This is a genomic window from Acinetobacter baylyi DSM 14961 = CIP 107474, from assembly GCF_000368685.1.
In the GTDB taxonomy this organism is placed as follows: domain Bacteria; phylum Pseudomonadota; class Gammaproteobacteria; order Pseudomonadales; family Moraxellaceae; genus Acinetobacter; species Acinetobacter baylyi.
Genome location: NZ_KB849625.1, coordinates 38,827 through 61,517, shown reverse-complemented (window position 1 = coordinate 61,517; position 22,691 = coordinate 38,827). Strand labels below are relative to the sequence as shown.

The window sequence follows — 22,691 nt, the reverse complement described above, 5'->3', positions numbered from 1 at the left end:
GTGATTTATTTAATCCGGCATGCGCAAAGTATGGCTAATGTAAATGCAAGATGTACTTCGCATGCCAGTATTGCATTGACTGAACATGGAATTTTGCAGGCTGAGCAGCTTACACAACAGCTACCTCTGGCAGACCGGGTTTTTATTTCACCTTTTCTTCGCACGTTCCAAACTGCAAGGCCTCTTTTGTTGAGAGATCATTTACAACCTGAAGTTGTTGAAATTCAGGAATTCTCGTATTTATCTGATGCCAAGTGTCACAATACAACTATAGAAGAGCGTAAACCCTTTGTAGATCGTTATTGGGCACAAGCGAATCCTGATTATAAAGATGCCGAAGATGCTGAGTCTTTTAGAGAGTTTTATCATCGGGTTGTGGACTTTGCCCAGATCCTGAATGGTCTTAAAGATCATTATCTCACTCAAAATTTAATGGTATTTAGTCATGGGCAATTTCTTACATTATTTAAGTTGATTGCATTTGAACATCAAGCATTATCAATAGATTTAATGCATAAATTTCGTGATCGCATGCTTCACGATCCAGTTAAAAATACAGAATTTTTTATTTATTCATAGGGTTATCGCATGAAAATCTACACCCAACGTCTTGATGAGATTGCATCGGATCAGACCTTTGAAACACTTGAACTGACCTTTGATACACGTCAAAAATCGCGTTTTCGTGCCACTTTAACCAACGGCACAGATATCGGTGCCGATTTGCCGCGTACAGGGATTTTACGCAGTGGTTCTTTTATTGCCACCAATGAGGGTGACATATTACGTATTGATGCCAAGCCAGAACAATTGATGCAAGTCACTGCCAAGACTGATTTTGAATTACTTAAAGCGGCTTATCATTTGGGTAACCGCCATGTTCCGCTTATGCTCACGCCTTATGCGTTGTATTTTGAACCTGATCATGTTCTGGCGGAAATGGTCGAAGGTTTGGGCTTGCAAGTGAAACAGGTTGAACATGCTTTTGAACCTGAAAGTGGTGCCTATGCACAGCATAACCATGATCATCGTTTAAGTCCAATTAAGTCCTTGCATCATGTCCATTAATGCCGCGCAACTGCTTAAGCTATTGACTTTATCCTCAACGGCGTTACCTGTCGGTGCATATTGCTATTCGCAAGGTGTAGAAAGCGCGATTGAAACAGGATTGATTCAGGATGAAGCCAGTAGTGTGGCCTATTTTGAAGAAGTGCTTGAAATGTTGCTTGTTCGATTTGAACTGCCTATCCTGAAACGACTAATGCAATCGTATGCAGATGAAGAACAGTTTCTACTGTGGGCTGATTTATACAAGGCCAGCCGTGAAAGTAAAGAATTATTGGCTGAATCACAGCAATTGGCATTTTCCTTAAACGCATGGATCAAGGATGTGTTGAAAATGCCTGTCGAGGTTAAAAAGCAGTTTGGTTTTGTCCCTGTATATGCACAACTTTCTGGAAGGCTGGGATTGAGTGCTGCAGATGTGCTTACGGCATATAGTTTTAGCGTGCTCGAAAATCAGGTATTGGCTGCGGTCAAAACTGTGCCACTTGGGCAAATGAGTGGCCAACGAATTTTGTGGCATTTACATGAAAAAGTACCGCAAGCTGTTGAACAGGCTTTAGCTTTAGAAGATGACGAGATGAGTAGTGCATTGCCACATTACGCCATGTTGAGTATGCAGCACGAAACCCAGTATTCACGATTATTTCGATCTTAAATCAGGTTATATGAATCTCCTCGTTGAGAACAATCATCAATTAAGGATATATAGGAAACAATTATGACAGAACGTAGTCCATTACGCGTAGGTATTGGTGGTCCAGTTGGATCAGGTAAAACAGCGCTGACTTTAAATCTTTGTCGTGCACTGCGTAATAAATATAACATGGCCGTCGTCACCAATGATATTTATACCAAAGAAGATTCCAATTTTTTGACACGCAATGAAGCGATGACACCAGACCGTATCGTGGGGGTGGAAACAGGAGGATGTCCACATACCGCCATTCGTGAAGATGCATCGATTAATCTGGCAGCGATTGATGATCTTTGTGAAAAGTTTGATGGCCTTGAGCTGATTATTATTGAAAGTGGTGGAGATAATCTAGCAGCGACGTTTAGTCCTGAACTTTCCGATTTAACGCTTTATGTGATTGATGTAGCGGGAGGAGAGAAGATTCCACGTAAAGGTGGGCCTGGTATTACCAAGTCTGATTTACTCATCATTAACAAAACTGATCTTGCGCCAATGGTAGGTGCCAACTTGGATGTGATGGAACAGGATGCTAAACGCATGCGCGGCGAAAAACCGTTTTTGTTTTCGAATATGAAAACAGAAGATGGTTTAACTCAAATCATCGAATTCATTGAAAAACAAGGTCTATTTAAGGCTTAAGGAGGCGCTATGCGCTCAATTAACAAATATTTGTTTCTAGCGACATTGAGTTTTATTCCAGCAATTGCGATGGCACATCCTGGACATGATCAGACACATATTGGTTTTTGGGAAGGCTTGATCCATCCATTTACAGGACTAGATCATTTGACCATGGCAATTGGTTTTGGTGTATTGCTCTGGACTGTAGCAAAACAATGGAAAATTTTAGGAATTATTGGCTTAAGTCTAAGCTTGATATTCGGTTTTGTTGTGGGCGCAAATGGTGTTATTCCAGCAACAGTGGCCGAATATGGCATTGTGGCTTCACTGATTGTTTTAGCTGTCGCCCTATGGAGCAAATCTTATCGTGTACTGCCTTTTGCTGCGTCATTAATGGCAAGTTTTCATGGTATGGCCCATGGCGTTGAGCTGGCACCACAAGGACATGTTATTGGTCTGGTGGCAGGTATGGTTTGTGGTATGAGTGTGCTGTATAGCAGTGGTTTAGGTTTGGGTTATCTGATACAGCATTATGTCCCTTATGGTCGCAAAGTTTTATCTGGTATTGCAGCCATCGTTGCTGTGATTGGTTTAAGCTAACCGCTTTATTAGATGGGAAAGGTAGCATATGCTACCTTTTTTATATTTGATTTTTTATAAAAATGATGTCTTTAACTCGTATTTTTAATTTTAGTTGGGTGTTTATTTTAATATGCAATGAATCATGTGCTGATTCCTATGATTTTTTTGCCGAACCTCATCAAGATGATACAATTAATTTGGATATTAACCTTGAAAATACAGATCTGAATCAAGAGCAAAAACGTCTTGCAGAGCAGCACGACCAAGAAGAAAATAATTATAAAGTACTCAAAAATCTTTTTTATTCAAATGAACGCATTAGTGTTTATAACTATACCGCTTACAATATGAGTGATTTAAAAAACAAAGTGATCGATGGTTCAACAGATCACTTGGGTGTAAGTGATTTATCTATTTCATTTGGTTATGGTCTGAGTTATCAGCTCAGACAGGATACCAGGTTAGGTTATGAATATATTTCCAGCTTTCCTTATAATCGTGGGCAGTTAATACGTTTTTTCTGGATTCGATCTTTTTAAGATTGCAGTTAAATTTTTTAACTTATGCAACGTAAAGCCTATCAATTCATCATAAAGCTGTCCTACTTTCTTCAACATCATTGAATGGCTTTACGGCAGACTAAGCTCACTGATAAACAGTGATGTAATGAATCATGATGAAAAAGTTTCGCGTCTTTACCTTTATTTTTCTGACAATGGCTGGTTTTTTGTTGAGCCTCTCTATTCAGGCACAGACTGTTTTAATGTTCAAAAATCAATTGGTGGGTCATCAACAACCACATTGGTCATTGCAAGTGCAACAACAAGCAGATGATGACGACGTTCGTGAACGTCGTGAAGAGGAGATCATTCGCAATGTTCGACCAGTTTATTTAGATCGGCCAGAATGAGTATGGTTTTATTAGAATAAAAACTAACTTTTTTGAAAAAGTCCTGCTTGTACTGTACCCGCTTGCGTCGATTTAAGGAGTTGCCAAGAACTTGGAAGTTGTAATTGGGCCAATCCACGATCGGCTTCAACATAAATAAACGCCCGATCTTTTAAAAGCGGATCAATGAGTACAGAGAGTGTTTGCCACAAATCAAGACTATAAGGTGGATCTAGAAATACCACATCAAATTGTTGCTTAAGTTTTGGTAAAATCTGCTGTGCAGTAGCAACTTTTAATTCGCAATTTTGAGCATTTAAAAGTTGAATATTCTGTTTGAGTATTTTGGCCTGAGTCGCATCTGGTTCAATCATTACGACCGATGCAGCGCCACGTGATAATGCTTCAAAACCGAGTGCGCCAGAACCTGTACATACATCCAAAACAGAAGAATTCTGGATATCCCACATTAACCAATTAAATAAAGTTTCACGAACACGATCTGGAGTTGGACGTAAACCATCAATACTGGCAAATGGAAGGATACGCCGTTTCCATTCGCCACCTATAATTCTCAGTTGATTTTTCATTATTCAGTCACCTCAATATTTGCTGGGGCAGTTGTCGCAGCAGGTGCAGAGGCAGAAGTACCAGGTTTTTGTTGAGGTTGATTCACAGTGGCATGCGGATTAGCTTCAAGTAAAGCACCGCTTGGTAACTCGCCAGGTTTAATGCCAGCCGTCATTAATCCGCCACTGATCTGATGATTGGCTGGGCGAATTGGATTTTTCTTACGGTTCACAATCCAGTAATCAAAAATAGGTCGTGCAATCTGAGCAGCAGATCCGCCATGACGACCATTTTCCCATACGACTGCAATTGCGATTTCAGGATTATCTGCTGGCGCAAAACCAACAAATAAACCATGATCGAGCTGGCGTTCACTTAAAATGGATTCGTTATATTTTTTACCTTGCGCAATACTTTTAACCTGTGCTGTCCCCGTTTTACCTGCGATTTGATAAAGCGGAGTACGAATACCACGACCTGTTCCTGATTGAACCACATCAACCATGGCATCACGCATATTGATCCAGTCTTGCTCGGTGCCATTAAAGTTAATTTTACCATCTGGAGCGTTATGAACCGTATGTGGTTTTGCACCATGTGAGGCTCTCAATACATGTGGGACAACATGCGCACCGTGGTTCGCCATAATTGAAGTTGCCATAGCAAGCTGTAATGGTGTGGCAGTAAATGCACCTTGTCCAATACTGACAGAAATTGTTTCGCCTTTTAACCATTTTGATTTACGGGTACGCATCTTCCATTCTGGATTTGGGTAAAGTCCTTCACTTTCACTTGGAAGGTCGACACCCGTTTTTTGACCAAATCCGAACTGTCGCATCCATTCATTCATGCGGTCAATGCCTAACTGATAGGAAAGGACGTAGAAATATGTATCACAAGACTCAACGATAGATTTGTGCAAATTTACACTGCCATGTCCAGTCTTTTTCCAGTCACGAAATTTATGTGAATCACCAGGTAAATGGAAATAACCTGGATCATAAATCGTGGTTCCCCAGTCGACTGTACCGTAATGGATGCCCCCTAAACCTTCCATTGGTTTAATGGTTGAACCTGGTGGATAAACACCTTGTAGTGCGCGGTTATAAAGGGGTTGATCCAGATTATCTCGCAAGGCGCTATAATCGACATGACTGATACCTGTAACAAACAGATTTGGATTAAAGCTTGGGCTTGAGACCAATGCCAGAATTTCACCTGTACGTGGATCAATAGCGACTACAGCACCACGCTTGTCTTTAAGTTGTTCGGCTGCAACCATCTGTAACCCATAATCTAACGACAGGTAAAGATCATTGCCGCGAATAGGTTCTTTGCGTCCAAGATGGCGTAAAACATTGCTATGTGCATCGGCTTCTACAGATTCATATCCTGGCGTACCATGCAATAAATCTTCATAGGTTTTTTCGACACCAATTTTACCAATCAGGTTGGTCCCTGCATAAGTATCTTTATTGAGAGATTTTAATTCTTTTTCATTGATGCGCCCGACATAGCCAATCACATGCGCAAATAGATCGCCATGGGGATAATAGCGCGTCATTTGCGTTTCTATTTTAACCCCAGGGAAGTTGTATTTAAGTTCACTAAATTTTGCAATATCTGTTTCTGTGAGATTCAATTTGATCGAAACTCGTTCAGTCTTTCGTGCTGTTTTTATACGGCTTTTGAAGCGATCAATATCTTCTTGTGTCAGACTGAGTATGGGTGTTAGACGCGCAATAGTTCCATCAATATCTTCAACATCTGCACGGCTCATTGTGGCGGTAAAGACAGGATAATTGTCGGCAAGCAAAATACCATTCCGATCATAAATATAGCCACGCGCAGGCGCCAAAGGTTGTAAGCGAATTCGGTTTTTGTCTGAAGCCGTTGAAAACTCATCATAATGCACAATCTGTAGATAAGCATAGCGGCTCATCAGTAGCAGTAAACAACAACACACCAGACCAATTGCGAAAAAAATTCGACCTCGATACAGGCGCTTTTCTTGCTGATTATCTTTTAAAGGAAAGTGCTGCTTCATACAAATGGACTTAAATAGAGCGGGACAAATAAACAGCCGATAAGTTTAACCCATCACGATCATAAAAATGAGATAAATTTTGAATATTACAAAATAAATCAGATTACATTTTTTGACTCTATAGACAGTAAAATTGTAAGAGGCTGCATATAAGAACCAAAATATTTCTGTTAAAGTCACAAAATGGATAAAGGACTTCGCTAAAGTATTCTATTTTAGCGAAACATGGAGAAAATAATGAAAAAAATATATTCCTTCTTTGCTCTCTTTACCTTAAGTTCTATGGCATTTGCAAATACTTATGACTTCATGCCTGAAGCTAAATTAGAGAATAAAGATGTTGCAAAGTGGAATGTGGGCTTAGGTATTACCCAAAAACTTGGGCATTTAAATGTGGAATGGATTAATCCATATGGTATTGCTTATGTAAAAGGTGGTGCTTATGTGAACGGAGATCATGCGATTGGTGGACAAGCGGGATTTCGTTATCCATATTATCTCACGGGTACCCAAGAAAATGGGTATTATATTGGCTTCTATGCTGGTTCTCTAGATAGTCATCGCGTTAATGACGATTATAAATCACGTTTTGGCGGTGGTCTTGATTTGGCTTTTGTGTGGCTGAATAAAGAGCGTGTTAGTACTGTAAGTGTTGGTATTGGCGCTGGAGAAGCACTAAAGGATGCAAGTGGAGTAACTGTGGTTGAATCTAAACCTCAATTGCAATTTTCCTATACACTTAGTTTTGGTCTGTAATCAATCAACAAATCTTAACCATGCATACGCCCATAAAGTAAAAATTAAATACGAGAGTAATGGATGTTAGATTTCATCAGTGGTTTGTGGCAAACCTTTTTAAATCGACCAGATCATTTGGCTGTTTTAAGTATTATTCCGGTCACGGCATTTGTTACATGGGCACATGTATGGATGGCCCTCAAAATGGTTTTTTATCCAATCAACTTCTGGGGTTTTCATCTTGGACCTTTGCCTGTTGGCTGGCAAGGTATTGTGCCACGTAAAGCAGGGCGTATCTCTGGAATTATTACTGATAATACCTTATCCAAGTTGGGTTCTTTGCGAGAATTCCTTGATGCCATGGATCCGGAAGATATGGCACGTATTATTGGTGAACAGGTTGGCTTTGAGCTTGAGCATCTGATTGATGAAGTCATGATTGATCGAAATGCCGTACTTTGGGAAAACCTGCCATACTCCATCAAACGTCGAATTTATGCACAAGCGCATAAGCAACTTCCTGGTGTGCTGAGAGAGCTAGTGACTGAACTGACCTTAAATGTTGAATCTCTTGTTAACATGCGTGAAATGGTGGTTAGCCAGATGGAAGGTGACCGCCGTTTAATGGTTAGGATGTTTTTAAAAGTTGGGCAAAAAGAAATTAATTTTATCTGGCATATTAGCGCATTAATCGGTATGTTCTTTGGTGTGTTTCAGATGATCGTGTGGTTTTTGGTGCCATGGCATTGGACCGTACCATTTTGGGCAGCAATTTGGGGATTCTTAACCAACTGGATTGCCATCTGGATGGTATTTAACCCAGTGGAACCGCATTATATTCGCTATCCACAATTTTTCCGTTTAACACAGGATCGTAAGTTTCCGTGGATTGTGCCTATTATTCCACAGATCGGAACGTACAATGTGCAAGGCGCATTTATGAAGCGCCAGGAAGAAGTGTCAGATGTATTTGCCAGTGTAGTGACTGAAGATTTGATTACGCTCAAATCCATCATGACAGAAATGATGTATGGTAGTAAAAAGGATAAAACCCGTCGTATAGTTAAACGTCATATCAATGAAATAATGGAAACTCCATTGGTAAGAACGTCACTTCAACTCTCCTTAGGTCCGCGTGAATATGCTAAACTTAAGACAGACTTGATTGATCGCTCAATTGAAATTACGATGGTGCCTGTATGCGACCCTGCGTTTAATGCGAGCCGTGCACAAAAAATATTTCAGATGTTTAAAGACCGTATTCGTGAGTTAACTCCAAAAGAGTTCCAAAACCTTTTACGTCCAGCGTTTCAAGAAGACGAGTGGATACTGATCGTGCTTGGTGGGGTCACAGGATTTTTTGCAGGTTTAATACATTTGTTTGTCGCTTTCTTATAATTTAGATGCTGTAGACATGACATATCAATGGTCATATTCCAAGGCATCGTGATGATTGTTTTTAATGAGGATGCTTTCTTATGCGCATTATTTTACTCGGACCACCTGGAGCAGGTAAAGGTACTCAGGCTCAGTTGATCTGTAAGCGCTATGATATCCCACAAATTTCAACCGGTGATATGCTCCGAGCTGCGATTCGTGAAGGAACTGAACTTGGCTTAAAAGCTAAAAGTGTGATGGAGTCTGGTGGACTGGTATCAGATGAGCTAATTATTGGTCTGGTAAAAGAGCGTATTGCTCAACCCGATTGCGAAAACGGCTGCATTTTCGATGGTTTCCCGCGTACGATTCCACAAGCTGAAGCTTTGGAAAATGCAGGAATTACAATTGATCACGTGATTGAGATCGCTGTACCAGACGAAGAAATTGTAAAGCGTCTCTCTGGTCGACGTCAGCATCCAGCTTCTGGTCGTGTCTATCACATTGAGTACAATCCACCTAAAGTGGAAGGTAAAGATGATGTGACAGGTGAAGAACTTGTTCAGCGTCCAGATGATTTAGAAGAAACCATTCGTAAGCGTCTTGGGTCTTACCACAGTGAAACTGAACAATTGGTTGGTTTCTATCAAGGTCGTGCAGCGTCTGGTGAAAATGCACCGACATATAACAAATTAGATGGCTTACGTACCATTGATGTGGTTCAAAAAGATCTATTTGCTATTTTAGACGAGACTAAATAATTTATTTGGTTTTTTGCTAATATAAAAGAGTCCTGATTATTGCAGGACTCTTTTATATTTTGAGGATATCCTGTTTGCTAAAAATTGCTCTAATTATTCTCGTAGTTATCAGTTTAGCTGTACTTTTATTTTTGGTTTATCAGAGCCAGAAAATGCTGCGTCAGATTCAAAAGCAGGAAATGCAAGAAAGGCGTTTGAATCAGCATCCTAAAGAACGGACGCTGCATCCAAAATTAAAAGATAAAGAGTGATGATCACTCTTTGACTGCCATTTTGCGTGTTGCACCATATTCAAAGCGATCTGGCCAATTACACACATCTGAAACAACACATTCTGCACATTTAGGTTTGCGAGCAATACAACAATAACGTCCGTGTAAAATCAGCCAGTGATGAGCATCGATTATAAATTCTTTAGGAATTACCTTGATCAAACGATGTTCAACTTCAAGTACATTTTTTCCAATAGCTAGTCCAGTTCTATTTCCTACACGAAAAATATGTGTATCTACAGCCATTGTGGGTTGTCCGAATGCGGTATTAAGAACAACATTGGCTGTTTTACGCCCTACACCTGGTAAAGCCTCAAGCTCAGCACGGGTTTGTGGAACTTCTCCCTGATGCTTTTCTAAAAGAATTTGACAAGTTTTAATCACATTCTCAGCTTTGGCATTATACAAACCAATGGTTTTGATATATTGTTTAAGCCCTTCGACCCCTAGCGCATAAATCTGTGCAGCAGTATTGGCAACTGGATAGAGTTTGTCTGTGGCTTTATTTACACTAACATCCGTTGCTTGTGCCGAGAGCATCACTGCAATTAAAAGCTCGAAAGGGCTTGAATATTTTAGCTCAGTTTGGGGATAAGGTCTCTGCGCTCTAAGGCGTTCAAAAAACGTCCGAATCTGTTTTTTGGTCATATTTTTTACCGCCATCTAGACCTCCAGAATCTGATTTAAGCGTAGTTGTAACTGTTCAAGTTGCGTTTGCTTTTGTTGATCAGCTCTAATGTTGAGTTGTTTTTCCAGTTTTTTGATTTGGGTGCGCAGTTTGGCAAGCTCAATCGTTGTTTTTGCGTCGACAGAAGCAACGGTTTTTACAGCTTGCTCGACGCGCGCAATCGATGGTACTTCTTCTAACCAATGTGAAAATTGGCTAAACAGATCGGTATCAATTTCGGCACGAACGATAGGGCCTTTGCGATGGATGCTGCGTTGTTCTTCGCGTTGTATATGTGCATAGTAGCGTTGGCGAAGTTGTTGCTGTTCATTATTTCGCTCAGCTATCGTTGGCAAGGGTTCGCGGTCTTCCACCAGATCAATACAATCGACAGGACAGGGTGGAATACAAAGTTCACACCCTGTACACAAGTCCGTCAAAACAGTATGCATCAATTTACCGCTACCAATAATCGCGTCGACTGGGCAAGCACTTATACATTTGGTACATCCGATACATTCATCTTCACGGATGATTGCTTTCATCCGCTGTGGTCGTCCGTCAGACTGAATCGGCCATATACTTTGTTCTGCTTTTAGATGAGGACGATTAAGAAGCTGTGCTAAAGCATCTGCAACAGGCTGACCTCCAGGAATACATTTATTTGCAGCTTCACCTTCTATCATCGATTTTGCATAAGGTAGACAGCCATCACGATGCCCACACAAACCACATTGAGTTTGAGGCAATATGCTATCAATTTCGCGCAGAAGAGCAAAAGAAGAGGTATTCATCATAAAGTGTTAAAGCAATTAGAACAAAGGTGATTACAGCGTGAGGAGCGTATTTTAGCACAAAATAAAGCATATCAGGATGATCAAAATAGATGCATAATATGCATCATAATGAGTCAAAAAGATATTTTAAATTTTTTGAGGTGTTTGTTGAAAGTAAATTTAATTAATTGAATTTTTTGAATAAATAATAATTATTATAAATTGATTGAGAAAAATTTATAAAAAGTATTTAATTTAGTGCTTTAAAAGTTTTCATTTTTTTAAAAATTGCACAATATTGATTCACTTTATGAGAGAGGATGAAGCGTTGAAATACAGCAAAATGAGTGATTTTTTGGATTACGTTAAAACACGTGATCAGTACCAACCTGAATTTTTGCAGGCTGTTGAAGAGGTGATGATAAGTTTATGGCCGTTTATTGAAAAGCACCCAGAATATGCAGATTACGGATTATTAGAAAGACTGATTGAACCTGAACGAGTCATTCAATTTCGTGTGGCATGGATGGATGACCAAGGTCATACCCAAGTTAATCGTGCATTTCGTGTGCAATACAATTCTGCGATTGGTCCATATAAAGGCGGAATGCGTTTTCATCCTTCAGTAAATTTATCTATTTTAAAATTTTTGGGTTTTGAACAGACATTTAAGAATGCATTAACTACTTTGCCAATGGGGGGAGGTAAGGGCGGTTCTGATTTTAATCCGAAAAATAAATCAGAAGCAGAAATCATGCGTTTTTGTCAGGCATTAATGCTTGAACTTCATCGTCATTTAGGTGCAGATACGGATATTCCAGCTGGAGATATTGGGGTCGGCGCTCGTGAAGTTGGTTATATGGCGGGAATGATGAAAAAGCTGAGCAATGATACGGCAGCTGTTTTTACAGGAAAAGGTGTCTCATTTGGTGGAAGTCTGATGCGTCCTGAAGCTACAGGATATGGAACTGTATATTTTGCCGAAGAAATGCTCAAAACACGTGGTCAAAATTTTCTAGGAAAAACAGTTTCAATCTCTGGCTCTGGTAATGTGGCCCAATATGCAGCCGAAAAGGCGATGTTTTTGGGCGCAAAAGTGGTTACATTGTCCGACTCAAATGGTACTGTATATTTAGAAAATGGTTTCACCGAAGTGCTTCTAGCCGAATTAATGGAATTAAAAAATAAAAAGCGTGGACGTATTTCAGAATTCGCCTCTAAACACGGATTTGAATATTTTGAAGGTCAAACACCTTGGCATATTCCAGTTGATATTGCTTTGCCATGCGCAACCCAAAATGAGTTGAATGGAGATGATGCTGAAACTTTGATTAAAAACGGAGTGATTTGTGTGGCAGAAGGTGCGAATATGCCATCTACACTCGAAGCAGTAGAAAAATTTCTGCATGCAAAAATCTTGTATGCACCTGGTAAGGCATCAAATGCTGGAGGGGTTGCAACCTCTGGACTTGAAATGTCTCAAAACTCTATCCGACTCAACTGGTCTCATGCCGAAGTAGATGAAAGATTACATGCGATTATGAAAGATATTCATGCCAATTGTGTCAAGTACGGTACCAAACAAGATGGTTCAATTAACTATGTTGATGGGGCAAATATTGCAGGTTTTGTCAAAGTTGCAGATGCCATGTTGGCACAAGGGATTTACTAATCTTATTGTAATGAAATGAAAAAATCCGATGCTGTTGCACCGGATTTAAAAAATAATGCGGATTATGGTTTTTGAACAATTTCCTGTTCAACAATCATATCCTGAACATACGCATATTTTGATTGATCTGCAGCAGGATTCTTACGTTCATAACGTTTAATGCGAACAATTACACGTTGATCTGCACGGTGCTGAAATCCTTGAATTTGATCATAAAATAAAGTCCAGTCTTTATCGACCTGAGTCTTTATACCTTTGTCATTATATTTGATTTCACGAACTTGTAAGCATGTTTGAGGTGCTACACCTGTACATGGTTTAGTTTCTGGGGAGATTTCCAAGAAAATAATTTCACCTTGAGACTGATATTTTGTCTCGGGTGTCATCGTTCCTTTAAACTCGTATTTTTGACCATCCGCAGCAGTGAAGATTAAACTGGGCTGTTCTACTGAGCTAGTATTCAGCTCAAATTTAACTTTCTGATCATTCAATAAATTGCTTGAAAACTGCTCATTTTTCATGAGTTCAGGACTACACGCTTTCATGGTTGATACAAGAGACGAAGTCACTAAGTGATGTCCTTCAATTTTCCATGAACTGCCCTGATTATTACAGCCTGTAGTAATACCAAGATGATCGGCTGTAAAGTGGAGCTGAATAGGTGTTGGGGTTCCTGAAGGTTGGTAAGACCAGGTATAAGCGGTTATGGTTTGAGCTTCATTTATTTTTTTTTCAGTCATAATAGAAACTGGTTTTGACGATTGCATAGATTGGCATGCCATAAGAGAAAAAGGCAAAAAAGCAAGGATCAGATATTTAATTTTCATAAAATAAGAGTTAACAGATTTAACAGGCTTTATGCTAACCAAAATAATAAAAAATAGTGTAGATACATTTAAGACTTTAAGTTTGATAAATGTATCTATTTTAAAACAGGTCTACAACGCTGTTGTTACATATTCTTAATTTTAATTTAAGACTGATCTAGCACAAAAATTTAAGATCCAGGCTATGTTTTAGTCAAAACGATAAATATCCATACCCAATGAGCCCATAGAAAAACTACTATGCACGATTGAAAAGCGATGACCTGTTCCCATTGCAAAAAACAAGGGTGCAAAATGCTCAAGGCTTGGATGATTGCGCTCAATAAAAGGAAGGTCGGGCCAGTTGAGGACGGCCTCATAATCTTGATGATGCAGTTTACTTACTACATGATTACGAAATACAGATGCCCATTCGGGTATTTTTTGTGCGTCACCATTCCAAGATAGTTCAGCCAGATTATGAGTAATACTTCCCGAGCCAATCAATAGGATTTGCTGCTGGCGCAAAGGCGCCAAAACTTGACCAATATTGTAAATTTGATCTGCATTCATCTGCATAGGTAATGAGATTTCAATAACAGGAATATCTGCATCTGGATACATATGTAGTAAAGGCATCCATACCCCATGATCACGTGGACGTGTACTATTGGCATGGGCAGGAATATGGGCATCTGCCAATAATTTTAAAATCTGTTCGGCCAGATCTGGTTCACCAGCAGCTGGATAATGAATCTCATAGAGTTCTTTGGGAAAACCCCGAAAATCGTGCCAAGTCCGTGGGCGTGTTGATGTGCTAATTTCAAGGGATTGGCTTTCCCAATGTGCAGACATCACAATAATAGCCTGAGGTTTAGGTAAATTGAAACTTAAGCGGTGTAAAGCAGGCCCCACCTGTTCTGGATCAAGTGCCAGCATGGGAGAGCCATGCGAGATAAATAAGCCAGGTAAAGTTTGTAGATTCATAATGCACTACACCTAATTTTTATATCAACATACTAAGGTCATATTTGAAAGCAAGAAACATGCTGGATCGCAGATATTTAAAATATAAAAGATCAAACAAATCCCAAATTTTTATGCACGGTGATATGGATGATTGTGGTTGATACTCATTGCACGATAAAGCTGTTCAATGAGTAAAATACGAACCATTGGGTGGGGCATGGTGAGCTTTGAAAGTGACCAGTGCCATGCAGCAGCTTTACGCACTTGATCTGATAGGCCATCTGGACCACCAATTGCCAAAGCGATGTCATGACCTTCTAACATCCATGATTTCATGGTGTCTGCCAGTTTTTCTGTACTGAGCTCTCGTCCACCTACTTCTAATGCAATCAGAACTTCATTCGGCTTAAGTGCTGCCAAGATACTTTCACCTTCAATCTGGCAATATTTGAGTATGTCTGCATCTGAATCATTTTTTCCGCGTTTTGCCATAGGTAGTTCAATCACCTGAGTTTGTACAAAAGGCTGGATACGTTTGAAATAATCTTCAAAACCCGTGAGTACCCAAGCTGGCATTTTTTGACCGATGGTAAGAATACGGATTTTCATACAGATATCCAATGGCAGAATTAAAACGAGATAGTATAGCCATGAATATTACAACAAGTATAACGAATATAATTCAAGACCCTTAAACTGTCTAAACGTTACACAGATGTGTCTATATCACACAAAAAAACGCAGCCCAAAAGCGTGAAGGACTGCGGTTAAAAGGGCCACCTGTCTGGAGATTCAGATGACCATACTGAAAATAGTTATTTAATAATGAGTTGAGCATATAATATTATTATGGAGATAATTGATCATTTTTCAACCTTATAAATGTAAAAAAGAGAGCCGAAGCTCTCTTTTTTATTGGATTTTTACTACATCAATGACGTGCCGCTTTTGACTCTTCTACAGGCTTAACAATTGGTGCTTTGGCCAATGGTTTAGGCTGTTCTGTCAAAGCTAAAGGTAAGATTTCATCAATGCTTTTCACTGCTTTGATTTCTAAACCCTCTTTAACATTGTCTGGTATTTCAGCCAAATCACGCACGTTATCTTGCGGGATAAAGACAAGTTTGATTCCACCACGGTGTGCAGCCAATAGCTTTTCTTTCAAACCACCAATACGTAGTGCATTACCACGTAAAGAGGTTTCACCTGTCATTGCAATATCAGCACGAATCGGAATACCCGTAAATGCAGATACAAGTGCGGTAGTCAGTGCCAAACCAGCAGACGGACCGTCTTTTGGTGTAGCGCCTTCAGGCAAATGCACGTGAACATCGGTTTCTTCAAAGCGTGAAGCTTCAATACCCAATTCATCCGCACGTGTTCTCACTACCGTCATGGCCGCAGTAATCGATTCCTTCATGACATCGCCCAAAGAGCCAGTCGTAATGAATTTACCTTTACCTTTCACCGCTGCCACTTCAATAGTGAGCAACTCGCCACCGACTGATGTCCATGCCAAGCCGTTTACACGACCAACCTGAGCTTCTTCCTCTGCAATACCAAAGTCAAACTTGTGTGGACCAAGATACTCAGGAAGCGTTTCTTGAGTCACATCGATATGCAGATTTTTACTCTTCTTGCTTACCGCTTCTTTCACTACCTTACGTGCAATTTTAGACACTTCACGCTCAAGGCTACGCACACCTGCTTCACGTGTGTAGCGTCGTACAATGTCACGAATCGCTTCTTCATGAACAGTCAATTCACTGCTACGCAAACCATTGTCCTTAATTGCTTTTGGAACCAAGTAGCGATCAGCAATCTTAACTTTCTCTTCTTCGGTGTAGCCAGGAAGACGAATTACTTCCATACGGTCTAACAACGCTTCAGGAATATTCATGCTGTTTGCAGTACAGATAAACATCACTTCAGACAGATCAAGGTCTAGATCAAGATAATGATCGTTGAACTTGTTGTTTTGCGATGGATCCAATACTTCTAGCATTGCAGATGCAGGATCACCTCGATAGTCTTGCGCCATCTTGTCGATTTCATCGAGCAAGAACAATGGGTTTTTTACGCCCACTTTGGTTAAAGACTGTACGATTTTACCTGGCATTGCACCAATATAAGTACGACGGTGACCACGAATTTCAGCTTCGTCACGCACACCACCTAAAGCCATGCGTACAAACTCACGACCTGTTGCTTTGGCAATCGATTCACCCAGTGAGGTTTTACCCACACCTGGAGGTCCGACCAAGCATAAGATTGGTCCGCGAAGTTTTTTCACACGCGATTGCACAGCAAGATATTCGACAATACGGTCTTTGACATCATCAAGGCCATAATGGTCTGCATCCAGAATTTCCTGTGCTTTTTTCAGGTTAATACTGACCTTGCTTGCAGTATTCCAAGGTGTATCTAGAATCACTTCAAGGTAATTGCGCACCACGGCCGCTTCACTTGAAGCAGGCTGCATTGCTTTTAACTTACGAAACTCGGCTTCAGCTTTTTTACGCACATGCTCAGGCAAATCTGCTTCAACAAGACGTTTTTCAATTTCAGCAACATCGTCTTCAGCACCGCCATTCATGTCGGAAAGTTCACGCTGAATCACTTTCATTTTTTCATTGAGAAAGTATTCACGTTGATTCTTTTCCATTTGGCGTTTTACATTATCATGCAGTGTTTGTTCTATCTGTTGCTCAGCAGATTGCTGAACCAGATAGCTCATCAACTCTTGTAAGTGTGCTTCAAACTCGTTATGTTCAAGAAATTTTTGTTTCACATCAATGTTGAGCGGAACACGTGTTGCGACAAAGAACATCAGTTGTAGCAAATCTTCAATTTTATTTGCCGCAGCAATCAGTTCACGCGCATTACGCAATTTTGCTTCAGCATATTGGCTAAATAAATTGCGTAATTCTTGAAGACGAGTCTCTTGCGTCTCTTGATCGATTGTTACAGTCATTGGGCTTAGTTGATGTTCGGCAGTCAAATAACTGTCTTCATCAATAATTTTTGTGAGTTTTGATCGATATAAGCCTTCGATCAAAACTTTGATACAGTTTTCATCATTTTCGTGATTCACAACTTGCACAATCTTCGCGACAGTACCGTATTGATAAAGGTTGTCGTGATCAATTTCTTCGGTGAGAGAATCCTTTTGTGCAACTACAAATACTAAATTGTCACTGTTACGAGCCACATCAACTGCATTGATCGATTTTTCACGACCTACAAATAGCGCGATTTGCATGTGTGGATACACCACAACATCACGTAACGCTAAGAGCGGTAATACACTTTGAACCTGAGGCTCTAAGGTTTCTACTTTCATAATATTTTCAGACATGGGCACTCCTAATGAGTGACAACGAGGTTGCCATGTTTTTTATAGTGATGGGTATTTTAAAAATTACAAGGGCATGACAATAGAAAATGTCAAAAAAATGAGCAAATCAGTCGGAATTTAATCATTCTCAAGCTCTGGGCATGGTTTAACGTTTGAAACGATAGCATTTTTCTGGTGTGAGTAATGCATCAAGAGGCTGATCCCAAGACTGGCGAAACAACTTCTGATCGAGATATTGAAATGAATGAGCCAAACCTAGTCGAAAGGGGGTATGCGAAGAAGTGACTAACGTTCGATCATAAAAACCACCTCCCATACCCATACGTGTACCTTGATCATCGCAGGCAACCAAAGGCATAAGCAGTAGGTCAAGATGTGATACATGATGACCTCGACTGGCCATCGGTTCTTTCATGCCTAAAGCATGATGATAAAATCTTCGGTTAAAATATTGTGTTTTAGTAATTTCTATCCAGACCAGTGTCTGGTTCACATTACAGATCATGGGCAAATAAACCTTTTTGCCCAACTTAAAACATTCTAAAATTATCTTTCGCGTATAAATTTCGCCAAATGCATGCAGATACAGTCCAATATTCTGACTAGATGTTAAACGGGTATTTTTTAAAAACTGTCGAAATTGATACAGGCATTTTTGTTCGGACTGAAGTTGAAGATAACGATTAATAAACCGACGTTGTCTGATTATTTTTTTTCTGAGCGCTTTGATCTCTAGACTGGAAAGTGGCTGCTCTGTGGTCGGGTTTAGGGCATGATTCATATCGAATGTTTACCTCACGTATTCATACTATTGTAATGCCGCGATTTAAAGTTGAACAGACGTATAAAATGATTTGATATTGTTTACTAAAGATAAGCAGATGATGAAAATATTTTCATCATCTGCTTATCTAGCATTTTATGAAATGTGTTGCCAGCAATAGCTATTGAGTTGGCTTAAAAATAAATACGTTAAAATTACGATTGTGAATAATTTGACTTGCTTGTCGGTCAAGGGGAAATTGTTTGGCTGACGTAATGACAATCAGGTTTTCATGTTGCTGAATGGCATTTTGAAATTGCTGTCTGCTCCAGAGTAGTTTTTGCTGTTCAGGCTCGAATTTCAGACCATCTCTCAATTCTAAGGCAGAATTATCCGATTGATCTGCTTGCCAGTCATTTACGACATACACTGGGTGCTTTAGATCCAGCATAAAAGGAATATCATAGAAATAATTTTCATAAAATACGATTTTGCTTTGTGGTTGAATGTATTGGGTAAAATTAAGCTGATCGTGATTGTTTTTAATGTCGAAAATTTTGACAATAAATGGAATTGTCGTACACAGTATCATTAGACTACCTGCAACATAATGGATATATTCAATTTTTCGATGATTGAATAATCGTAATAAAACAAGCGGAATAATAATCAGCATACTTGTCATTAAGATAATCTGAAATTGCTGAGTAGGAGATAAAACAAAATCAAGTTTAATCAAATGAAGTGTAGATGCCAGAACGCTGCCAAGTATGATTAAAAATGTAGCAGGGCCATATTTCTGAACCCGAGTTAGAGATATGGTGTTTTTTAGGCTTTGTTCTAGCCAGACGCTACAGATAATGGTCAAAGGGGCAATTGCAGGCAAAATATAGCCTGCAAGTTTTGATGGTGGAATGGAGAAAAAGACACTCACTGAAACCGACCACCAAAATAATAATGATTGAATCAGGCGTGAAATATGCTGTTCAGAAAAAGCAGTTTTGTAACTGCGGACACGTAAACCCATAAGCCATGGTAAAAAGCTAAAACATAAAATAACTAGATAGAAGAACCACGGGCGTTTGTTATTAAACTGCTCAGAATGAAAGCGATCAAATTGCTGCTCGATAAAAAAATAATGTAAAAAATTAGGGTATTGATGTTGCATGCTATATAACCAAGGTCCAATCAATACGCCTAAAAAGATCAGTGCCATTGGATTAAAAAATGCAGGGATTCTTTTAAATTGTTGAGTGTAGATCAGCCAAGGAAGCAAAATCATGCCTGGAATTAGAATACCGATCAGACCTTTGGTCAGAAATGCTGCTGCGCCAAAAAAATATCCCAGAAAAAGCATTGATTTACGTCGAGATAAGCTGAAATCTACCAGACAAAAAACACAAAGTGTTATACCCGTGGCAAGTAGCAGATCATGATTGACATATTGGCTACTTCCAAAGAAAAGCAAATTAGTCGACAAAATCAACACACTAATTTCCGCTACTTTTTCTGAAATGTAGCGGCGAACAAATAAAAAAGTCCCTATAAGCATTGCGCAGGCTGCAAGTACCGGTACAAGTCGAACGACCCAGACATGCGGACCAAAAAGATGCATCAATAGACTACTGATCCAATGTAACAATGGAGGTTTGTGAATAAAAGGCAGATCATTTAATCGAGGAACCAGCCAGTCTCCAGATTCATACATGATTCGGCTGATATCGGCATAGCGACCTTCATCTGGTACGGATAAATAGCGTACAGTTGAGCAAAGGAATAACCAAATTGATATAAAAGTCAGTAAAAACCGTGAAGAACGGAACCATGCCTGCATATGAATTTATCCTTGAGGATGAAATGCAAAATAACGATTAAATAGAAAGCTAATGATCGAAGTGCAAAGGATGGCACTTATAACAATGAAACTGTTGGATAAATGGCTAATATGCTGCAATAGCACGACCAGACTTTCATTCACTAAAAACCCAGAGCAAGCGACGAGTATAAATTTAATGAGCGTGCGCTTTGAGCGACTGGCTTGATGACCAAAAGTAAAATAAAGGTGTCCAAAATAGCTCACCCAAAAAGCCACCAAAAAACCTGCGATATTGGCAACAGCCAATGCAATAGACATTTTTGTTAGAACTAAAACAACACAGACATGGGTACATGCTGCACAAATACCAATCACACCAAAGCGGGCAAATTGCCAGAAAATCTGCAAATTTTTAAGGCTTTGAAACATGTTGATCAAAATCTTGTAATTGATGAGCAGCTTTTACGTGCGAATATTCACTCGACACAATATATTTAGGCCGATTTTTGACCTCGGCATAAATTCGTGCAATATATTCTCCCACAATTCCCAGAAAGAGCAGTTGTATGCCACCGAGCAATGTCAGACCAATCACTAAGGTGGCCCAGCCAGGTACCCTAATTCCTTCAATCAGCGTTTCAATCAACACCCAAATGCCATATCCCATTGCGCTTAAAGCAAGTAAAGCACCCAGATAAATACTCAGTCTTAAAGGAAGATCGGTAAAGCCCGTCAAGCCCGACATGGCAAGACGAAATAATGCTTTGCCATTAAAACTGGATTGACCAAATTGACGTTGTTGCTCGGAAAAATGAATACCAATACTTTTAAAACCTACCCATGCATACAAGCCTTTCATATAGCGATTTTTCTCGGGTAAACGTCTTACAGCATCGACTACTTTGGCATCCATCAGACGAAAATCGCCTGCATTTTCAGGAATATCAATAGGTGAGCTCATATTTAGAACTTTATAATAATTGTTGGTAAGAATACGTTTTAACCAAGATTCACTGCTTCTGTCTCGAATGCCATATACCATGTCATAGCCGTTTTTCCATAAGTTGACCATAGTCGGAATCGCATCAAGTGGATGCTGAAAATCTGCATCAATGAGCAGCGTGATGTCACCCCGAACGCGATCTAGACCCGCACTGAGCGCCGCTTCTTTGCCAAAATTACGGGATAGTTCTAACACCACTAGCGGATAGTGATCGACCATCGATTGTAAAACATGCAGCGTATCGTCCCTACTACCGTCATCAACCACAATAATTTCATAGCTTAATTGCTGTTGTTCTAAATTGGCGGCCAAGGCTGGAATAAACTTTTTCAGATTTTCAGCTTCATTGTAGGCAGGAACAACACATGACAAGAACGGCGTTAATTGCATAATATTGCTCCTATTTTGCTACGCTGAATATTAAACTTATGGCAATCCTGTTCAAATTGATTAGATTGCAAATATTGGTATTCTGCTACTCGTGCCGAATGAATCGGATCTTGAATGTTGCTATGCAACAGTGATGGATGACACATCACCAGTAATCCGTCTTGGGCCTTTCGTAACCATTGCTGATTTAAAGCGGCATAATTTGAAAATTTAAAATCATAAATGCCCGCAAAATATCGGTTTTGTTGAATATGATGGGTTTGACAACTTCTATTGAGCTGAGCCGCCCCCAAATGACGAAGCATGAATGTTTTCAAACGATAAGGTGAGACTGATAGAGGATGATCCAAATTGCGAACCCATCCATCAAATCTCTGTTGATTGAGAAACTCGACCAATACGTCACGTATTACTGGAAACTGATGAACGTGCTGGTGACCATCAACAAAATCAGGCGTTTTTCCTGTCGCCTCAATAAAATGATTCCATTGCGTTTCGATATTTTGACGTATCGCTGCCGCATCAAGCTGTTTGCTCCAAGCTAGAAACATCAACTTTGGCAAAGAAAAACTCGGTGTGTCTACATCAAAGAAATGAGTAAAATTAAGATGTAAACCACATTCAATGTGTTCCGAAAACTTCATTAAACGTTGAGCATCACTTTTCCACAAATGTGACTGTGTCATGCATGAGGTCGCATGTAACCTGTGTTTTTCAATAAGATCTAAAATTGCAGAGGATATTTCTGGACTCATTGAAAAGTCATCTGCACAGTAACAAACTTTCGTCATTTGTGATGTCTCAACATAAAATAAAAAATGAGCATGCCAAGACATTTCATTTTTCTGCTTATGA

General features: G+C 39.7%; 25 protein-coding genes. 12 read left to right on the top strand and 13 right to left on the bottom strand.

Annotation, left to right across the window (positions count from 1 at the left end; genetic code table 11):
• The 7 genes from F952_RS02300 (at position 1) to F952_RS02270 (ending at position 3,872) form a co-directional block, all read left to right on the top strand.
• Complete coding sequence (locus tag F952_RS02300) at positions 1-579, top strand: histidine phosphatase family protein (protein ID WP_004921559.1); 579 nt, start codon at positions 1-3, stop codon at positions 577-579.
• Between the two features lie 9 nt (positions 580-588).
• A complete protein-coding gene (ureE, locus tag F952_RS02295) occupies positions 589-1,068 on the top strand; it encodes an urease accessory protein UreE (RefSeq protein WP_004921556.1) in 480 nt (159 codons plus the stop codon).
• Positions 1,058-1,720 (top strand): urease accessory protein UreF, encoded by a 663-nt coding sequence (locus tag F952_RS02290; protein WP_004921553.1) that lies wholly within the window; start codon positions 1,058-1,060, stop codon positions 1,718-1,720. The genes ureE and F952_RS02290 overlap by 11 nt, the downstream gene beginning before the upstream one ends.
• Before the next feature lie 63 nt (positions 1,721-1,783).
• The gene (gene ureG, locus F952_RS02285) at positions 1,784-2,398 is read left to right on the top strand and encodes an urease accessory protein UreG (protein WP_004921551.1); all 615 of its coding nucleotides are present in this window, start codon (positions 1,784-1,786) and stop codon (positions 2,396-2,398) included.
• 9 nt (positions 2,399-2,407) lie between these two features.
• Positions 2,408-2,980, top strand: coding sequence for a HupE/UreJ family protein (locus tag F952_RS02280; protein ID WP_004921548.1), 573 nt, complete (start codon positions 2,408-2,410; stop codon positions 2,978-2,980).
• 62 nt (positions 2,981-3,042) lie between these two features.
• Complete coding sequence (locus F952_RS02275; protein ID WP_004921544.1) at positions 3,043-3,501, top strand: hypothetical protein; 459 nt, start codon at positions 3,043-3,045, stop codon at positions 3,499-3,501.
• Positions 3,502-3,635: 134 nt separating this feature from the next.
• Complete coding sequence (locus F952_RS02270) at positions 3,636-3,872, top strand: hypothetical protein (protein ID WP_004921541.1); 237 nt, start codon at positions 3,636-3,638, stop codon at positions 3,870-3,872.
• Between the two features lie 23 nt (positions 3,873-3,895).
• Here F952_RS02270 and rsmD read toward each other — a convergent pair whose 3' ends face one another.
• Both rsmD and mrdA read right to left on the bottom strand, forming a co-directional pair.
• Entirely contained in the window at positions 3,896-4,441 is a 546-nt protein-coding gene (rsmD, locus tag F952_RS02265) for a 16S rRNA (guanine(966)-N(2))-methyltransferase RsmD (protein WP_004921538.1), read from the bottom strand.
• Positions 4,441-6,468 (bottom strand): penicillin-binding protein 2, encoded by a 2,028-nt coding sequence (mrdA, locus tag F952_RS02260; protein WP_004921536.1) that lies wholly within the window; start codon positions 6,466-6,468, stop codon positions 4,441-4,443. Before mrdA ends, rsmD begins: the two co-directional genes overlap by 1 nt.
• Before the next feature lie 237 nt (positions 6,469-6,705).
• Between mrdA and F952_RS02255 the strand changes: the two genes are divergently transcribed.
• The 4 genes from F952_RS02255 to F952_RS16915 all read left to right on the top strand — a co-directional run bounded on the left by F952_RS02255 (position 6,706) and on the right by F952_RS16915 (position 9,595).
• Positions 6,706-7,224 carry a hypothetical protein gene (locus tag F952_RS02255; protein ID WP_004921533.1) on the top strand — a complete coding sequence of 173 codons (519 nt, stop codon included), beginning with the start codon at positions 6,706-6,708 and terminating at the stop codon, positions 7,222-7,224.
• A 63-nt stretch (positions 7,225-7,287) separates the two neighbouring features.
• Positions 7,288-8,604 carry a DUF445 domain-containing protein gene (locus F952_RS02250; RefSeq protein ID WP_004921532.1) on the top strand — a complete coding sequence of 439 codons (1,317 nt, stop codon included), beginning with the start codon at positions 7,288-7,290 and terminating at the stop codon, positions 8,602-8,604.
• Between the two features lie 80 nt (positions 8,605-8,684).
• Entirely contained in the window at positions 8,685-9,344 is a 660-nt protein-coding gene (gene adk, locus F952_RS02245) for an adenylate kinase (protein WP_004921527.1), read from the top strand.
• 74 nt (positions 9,345-9,418) lie between these two features.
• Positions 9,419-9,595, top strand: a complete 177-nt coding sequence (locus F952_RS16915; RefSeq protein ID WP_011182217.1) for a hypothetical protein — start codon at positions 9,419-9,421, stop codon at positions 9,593-9,595.
• A 3-nt stretch (positions 9,596-9,598) separates the two neighbouring features.
• Here the strand turns inward: F952_RS16915 and nth are convergent, their stop codons facing one another.
• Positions 9,599-10,279 (bottom strand): endonuclease III, encoded by a 681-nt coding sequence (nth, locus tag F952_RS02240; protein ID WP_004921524.1) that lies wholly within the window; start codon positions 10,277-10,279, stop codon positions 9,599-9,601.
• Positions 10,280-11,077 carry an RnfABCDGE type electron transport complex subunit B gene (locus tag F952_RS02235; RefSeq protein ID WP_026056940.1) on the bottom strand — a complete coding sequence of 266 codons (798 nt, stop codon included), beginning with the start codon at positions 11,075-11,077 and terminating at the stop codon, positions 10,280-10,282.
• A 292-nt stretch (positions 11,078-11,369) separates the two neighbouring features.
• On the opposite strand from F952_RS02235, the gene gdhA reads away from it, so the two are divergent.
• Positions 11,370-12,731 carry an NADP-specific glutamate dehydrogenase gene (gene gdhA, locus F952_RS02230; protein WP_004921521.1) on the top strand — a complete coding sequence of 454 codons (1,362 nt, stop codon included), beginning with the start codon at positions 11,370-11,372 and terminating at the stop codon, positions 12,729-12,731.
• 62 nt (positions 12,732-12,793) lie between these two features.
• On the opposite strand, the gene F952_RS02225 is transcribed toward gdhA, so the two are convergent.
• The 9 genes from F952_RS02225 to F952_RS02185 all read right to left on the bottom strand — a co-directional run bounded on the left by F952_RS02225 (position 12,794) and on the right by F952_RS02185 (position 22,627).
• Positions 12,794-13,558, bottom strand: a complete 765-nt coding sequence (locus tag F952_RS02225) for a DUF4377 domain-containing protein (RefSeq protein WP_004921519.1) — start codon at positions 13,556-13,558, stop codon at positions 12,794-12,796.
• A gap of 189 nt (positions 13,559-13,747) precedes the next feature.
• Positions 13,748-14,524, bottom strand: coding sequence for a dioxygenase family protein (locus tag F952_RS02220; protein WP_004921514.1), 777 nt, complete (start codon positions 14,522-14,524; stop codon positions 13,748-13,750).
• A gap of 111 nt (positions 14,525-14,635) precedes the next feature.
• On the bottom strand, positions 14,636-15,115 hold the full coding sequence (gene rlmH, locus F952_RS02215; protein ID WP_004921511.1) for a 23S rRNA (pseudouridine(1915)-N(3))-methyltransferase RlmH: 480 nt from the start codon (positions 15,113-15,115) through the stop codon (positions 14,636-14,638).
• A 322-nt stretch (positions 15,116-15,437) separates the two neighbouring features.
• Complete coding sequence (gene lon / locus F952_RS02210) at positions 15,438-17,864, bottom strand: endopeptidase La (protein WP_004921507.1); 2,427 nt, start codon at positions 17,862-17,864, stop codon at positions 15,438-15,440.
• A 145-nt stretch (positions 17,865-18,009) separates the two neighbouring features.
• Complete coding sequence (locus F952_RS02205) at positions 18,010-18,645, bottom strand: 5-formyltetrahydrofolate cyclo-ligase (RefSeq protein WP_004921506.1); 636 nt, start codon at positions 18,643-18,645, stop codon at positions 18,010-18,012.
• Positions 18,646-18,808: 163 nt separating this feature from the next.
• On the bottom strand, positions 18,809-20,461 hold the full coding sequence (locus tag F952_RS02200) for an ArnT family glycosyltransferase (protein WP_004921503.1): 1,653 nt from the start codon (positions 20,459-20,461) through the stop codon (positions 18,809-18,811).
• A gap of 6 nt (positions 20,462-20,467) precedes the next feature.
• Positions 20,468-20,872, bottom strand: a complete 405-nt coding sequence (locus F952_RS02195) for a GtrA family protein (RefSeq protein WP_004921499.1) — start codon at positions 20,870-20,872, stop codon at positions 20,468-20,470.
• Positions 20,856-21,836: a glycosyltransferase family 2 protein gene (locus F952_RS02190; RefSeq protein ID WP_004921496.1), complete on the bottom strand. Its 981-nt coding sequence runs from the start codon at positions 21,834-21,836 to the stop codon at positions 20,856-20,858. Before F952_RS02190 ends, F952_RS02195 begins: the two co-directional genes overlap by 17 nt.
• Positions 21,827-22,627 (bottom strand): ChbG/HpnK family deacetylase, encoded by an 801-nt coding sequence (locus F952_RS02185; protein ID WP_004921493.1) that lies wholly within the window; start codon positions 22,625-22,627, stop codon positions 21,827-21,829. The genes F952_RS02190 and F952_RS02185 overlap by 10 nt, the downstream gene beginning before the upstream one ends.
• Positions 22,628-22,691: the final 64 nt, after the last annotated feature.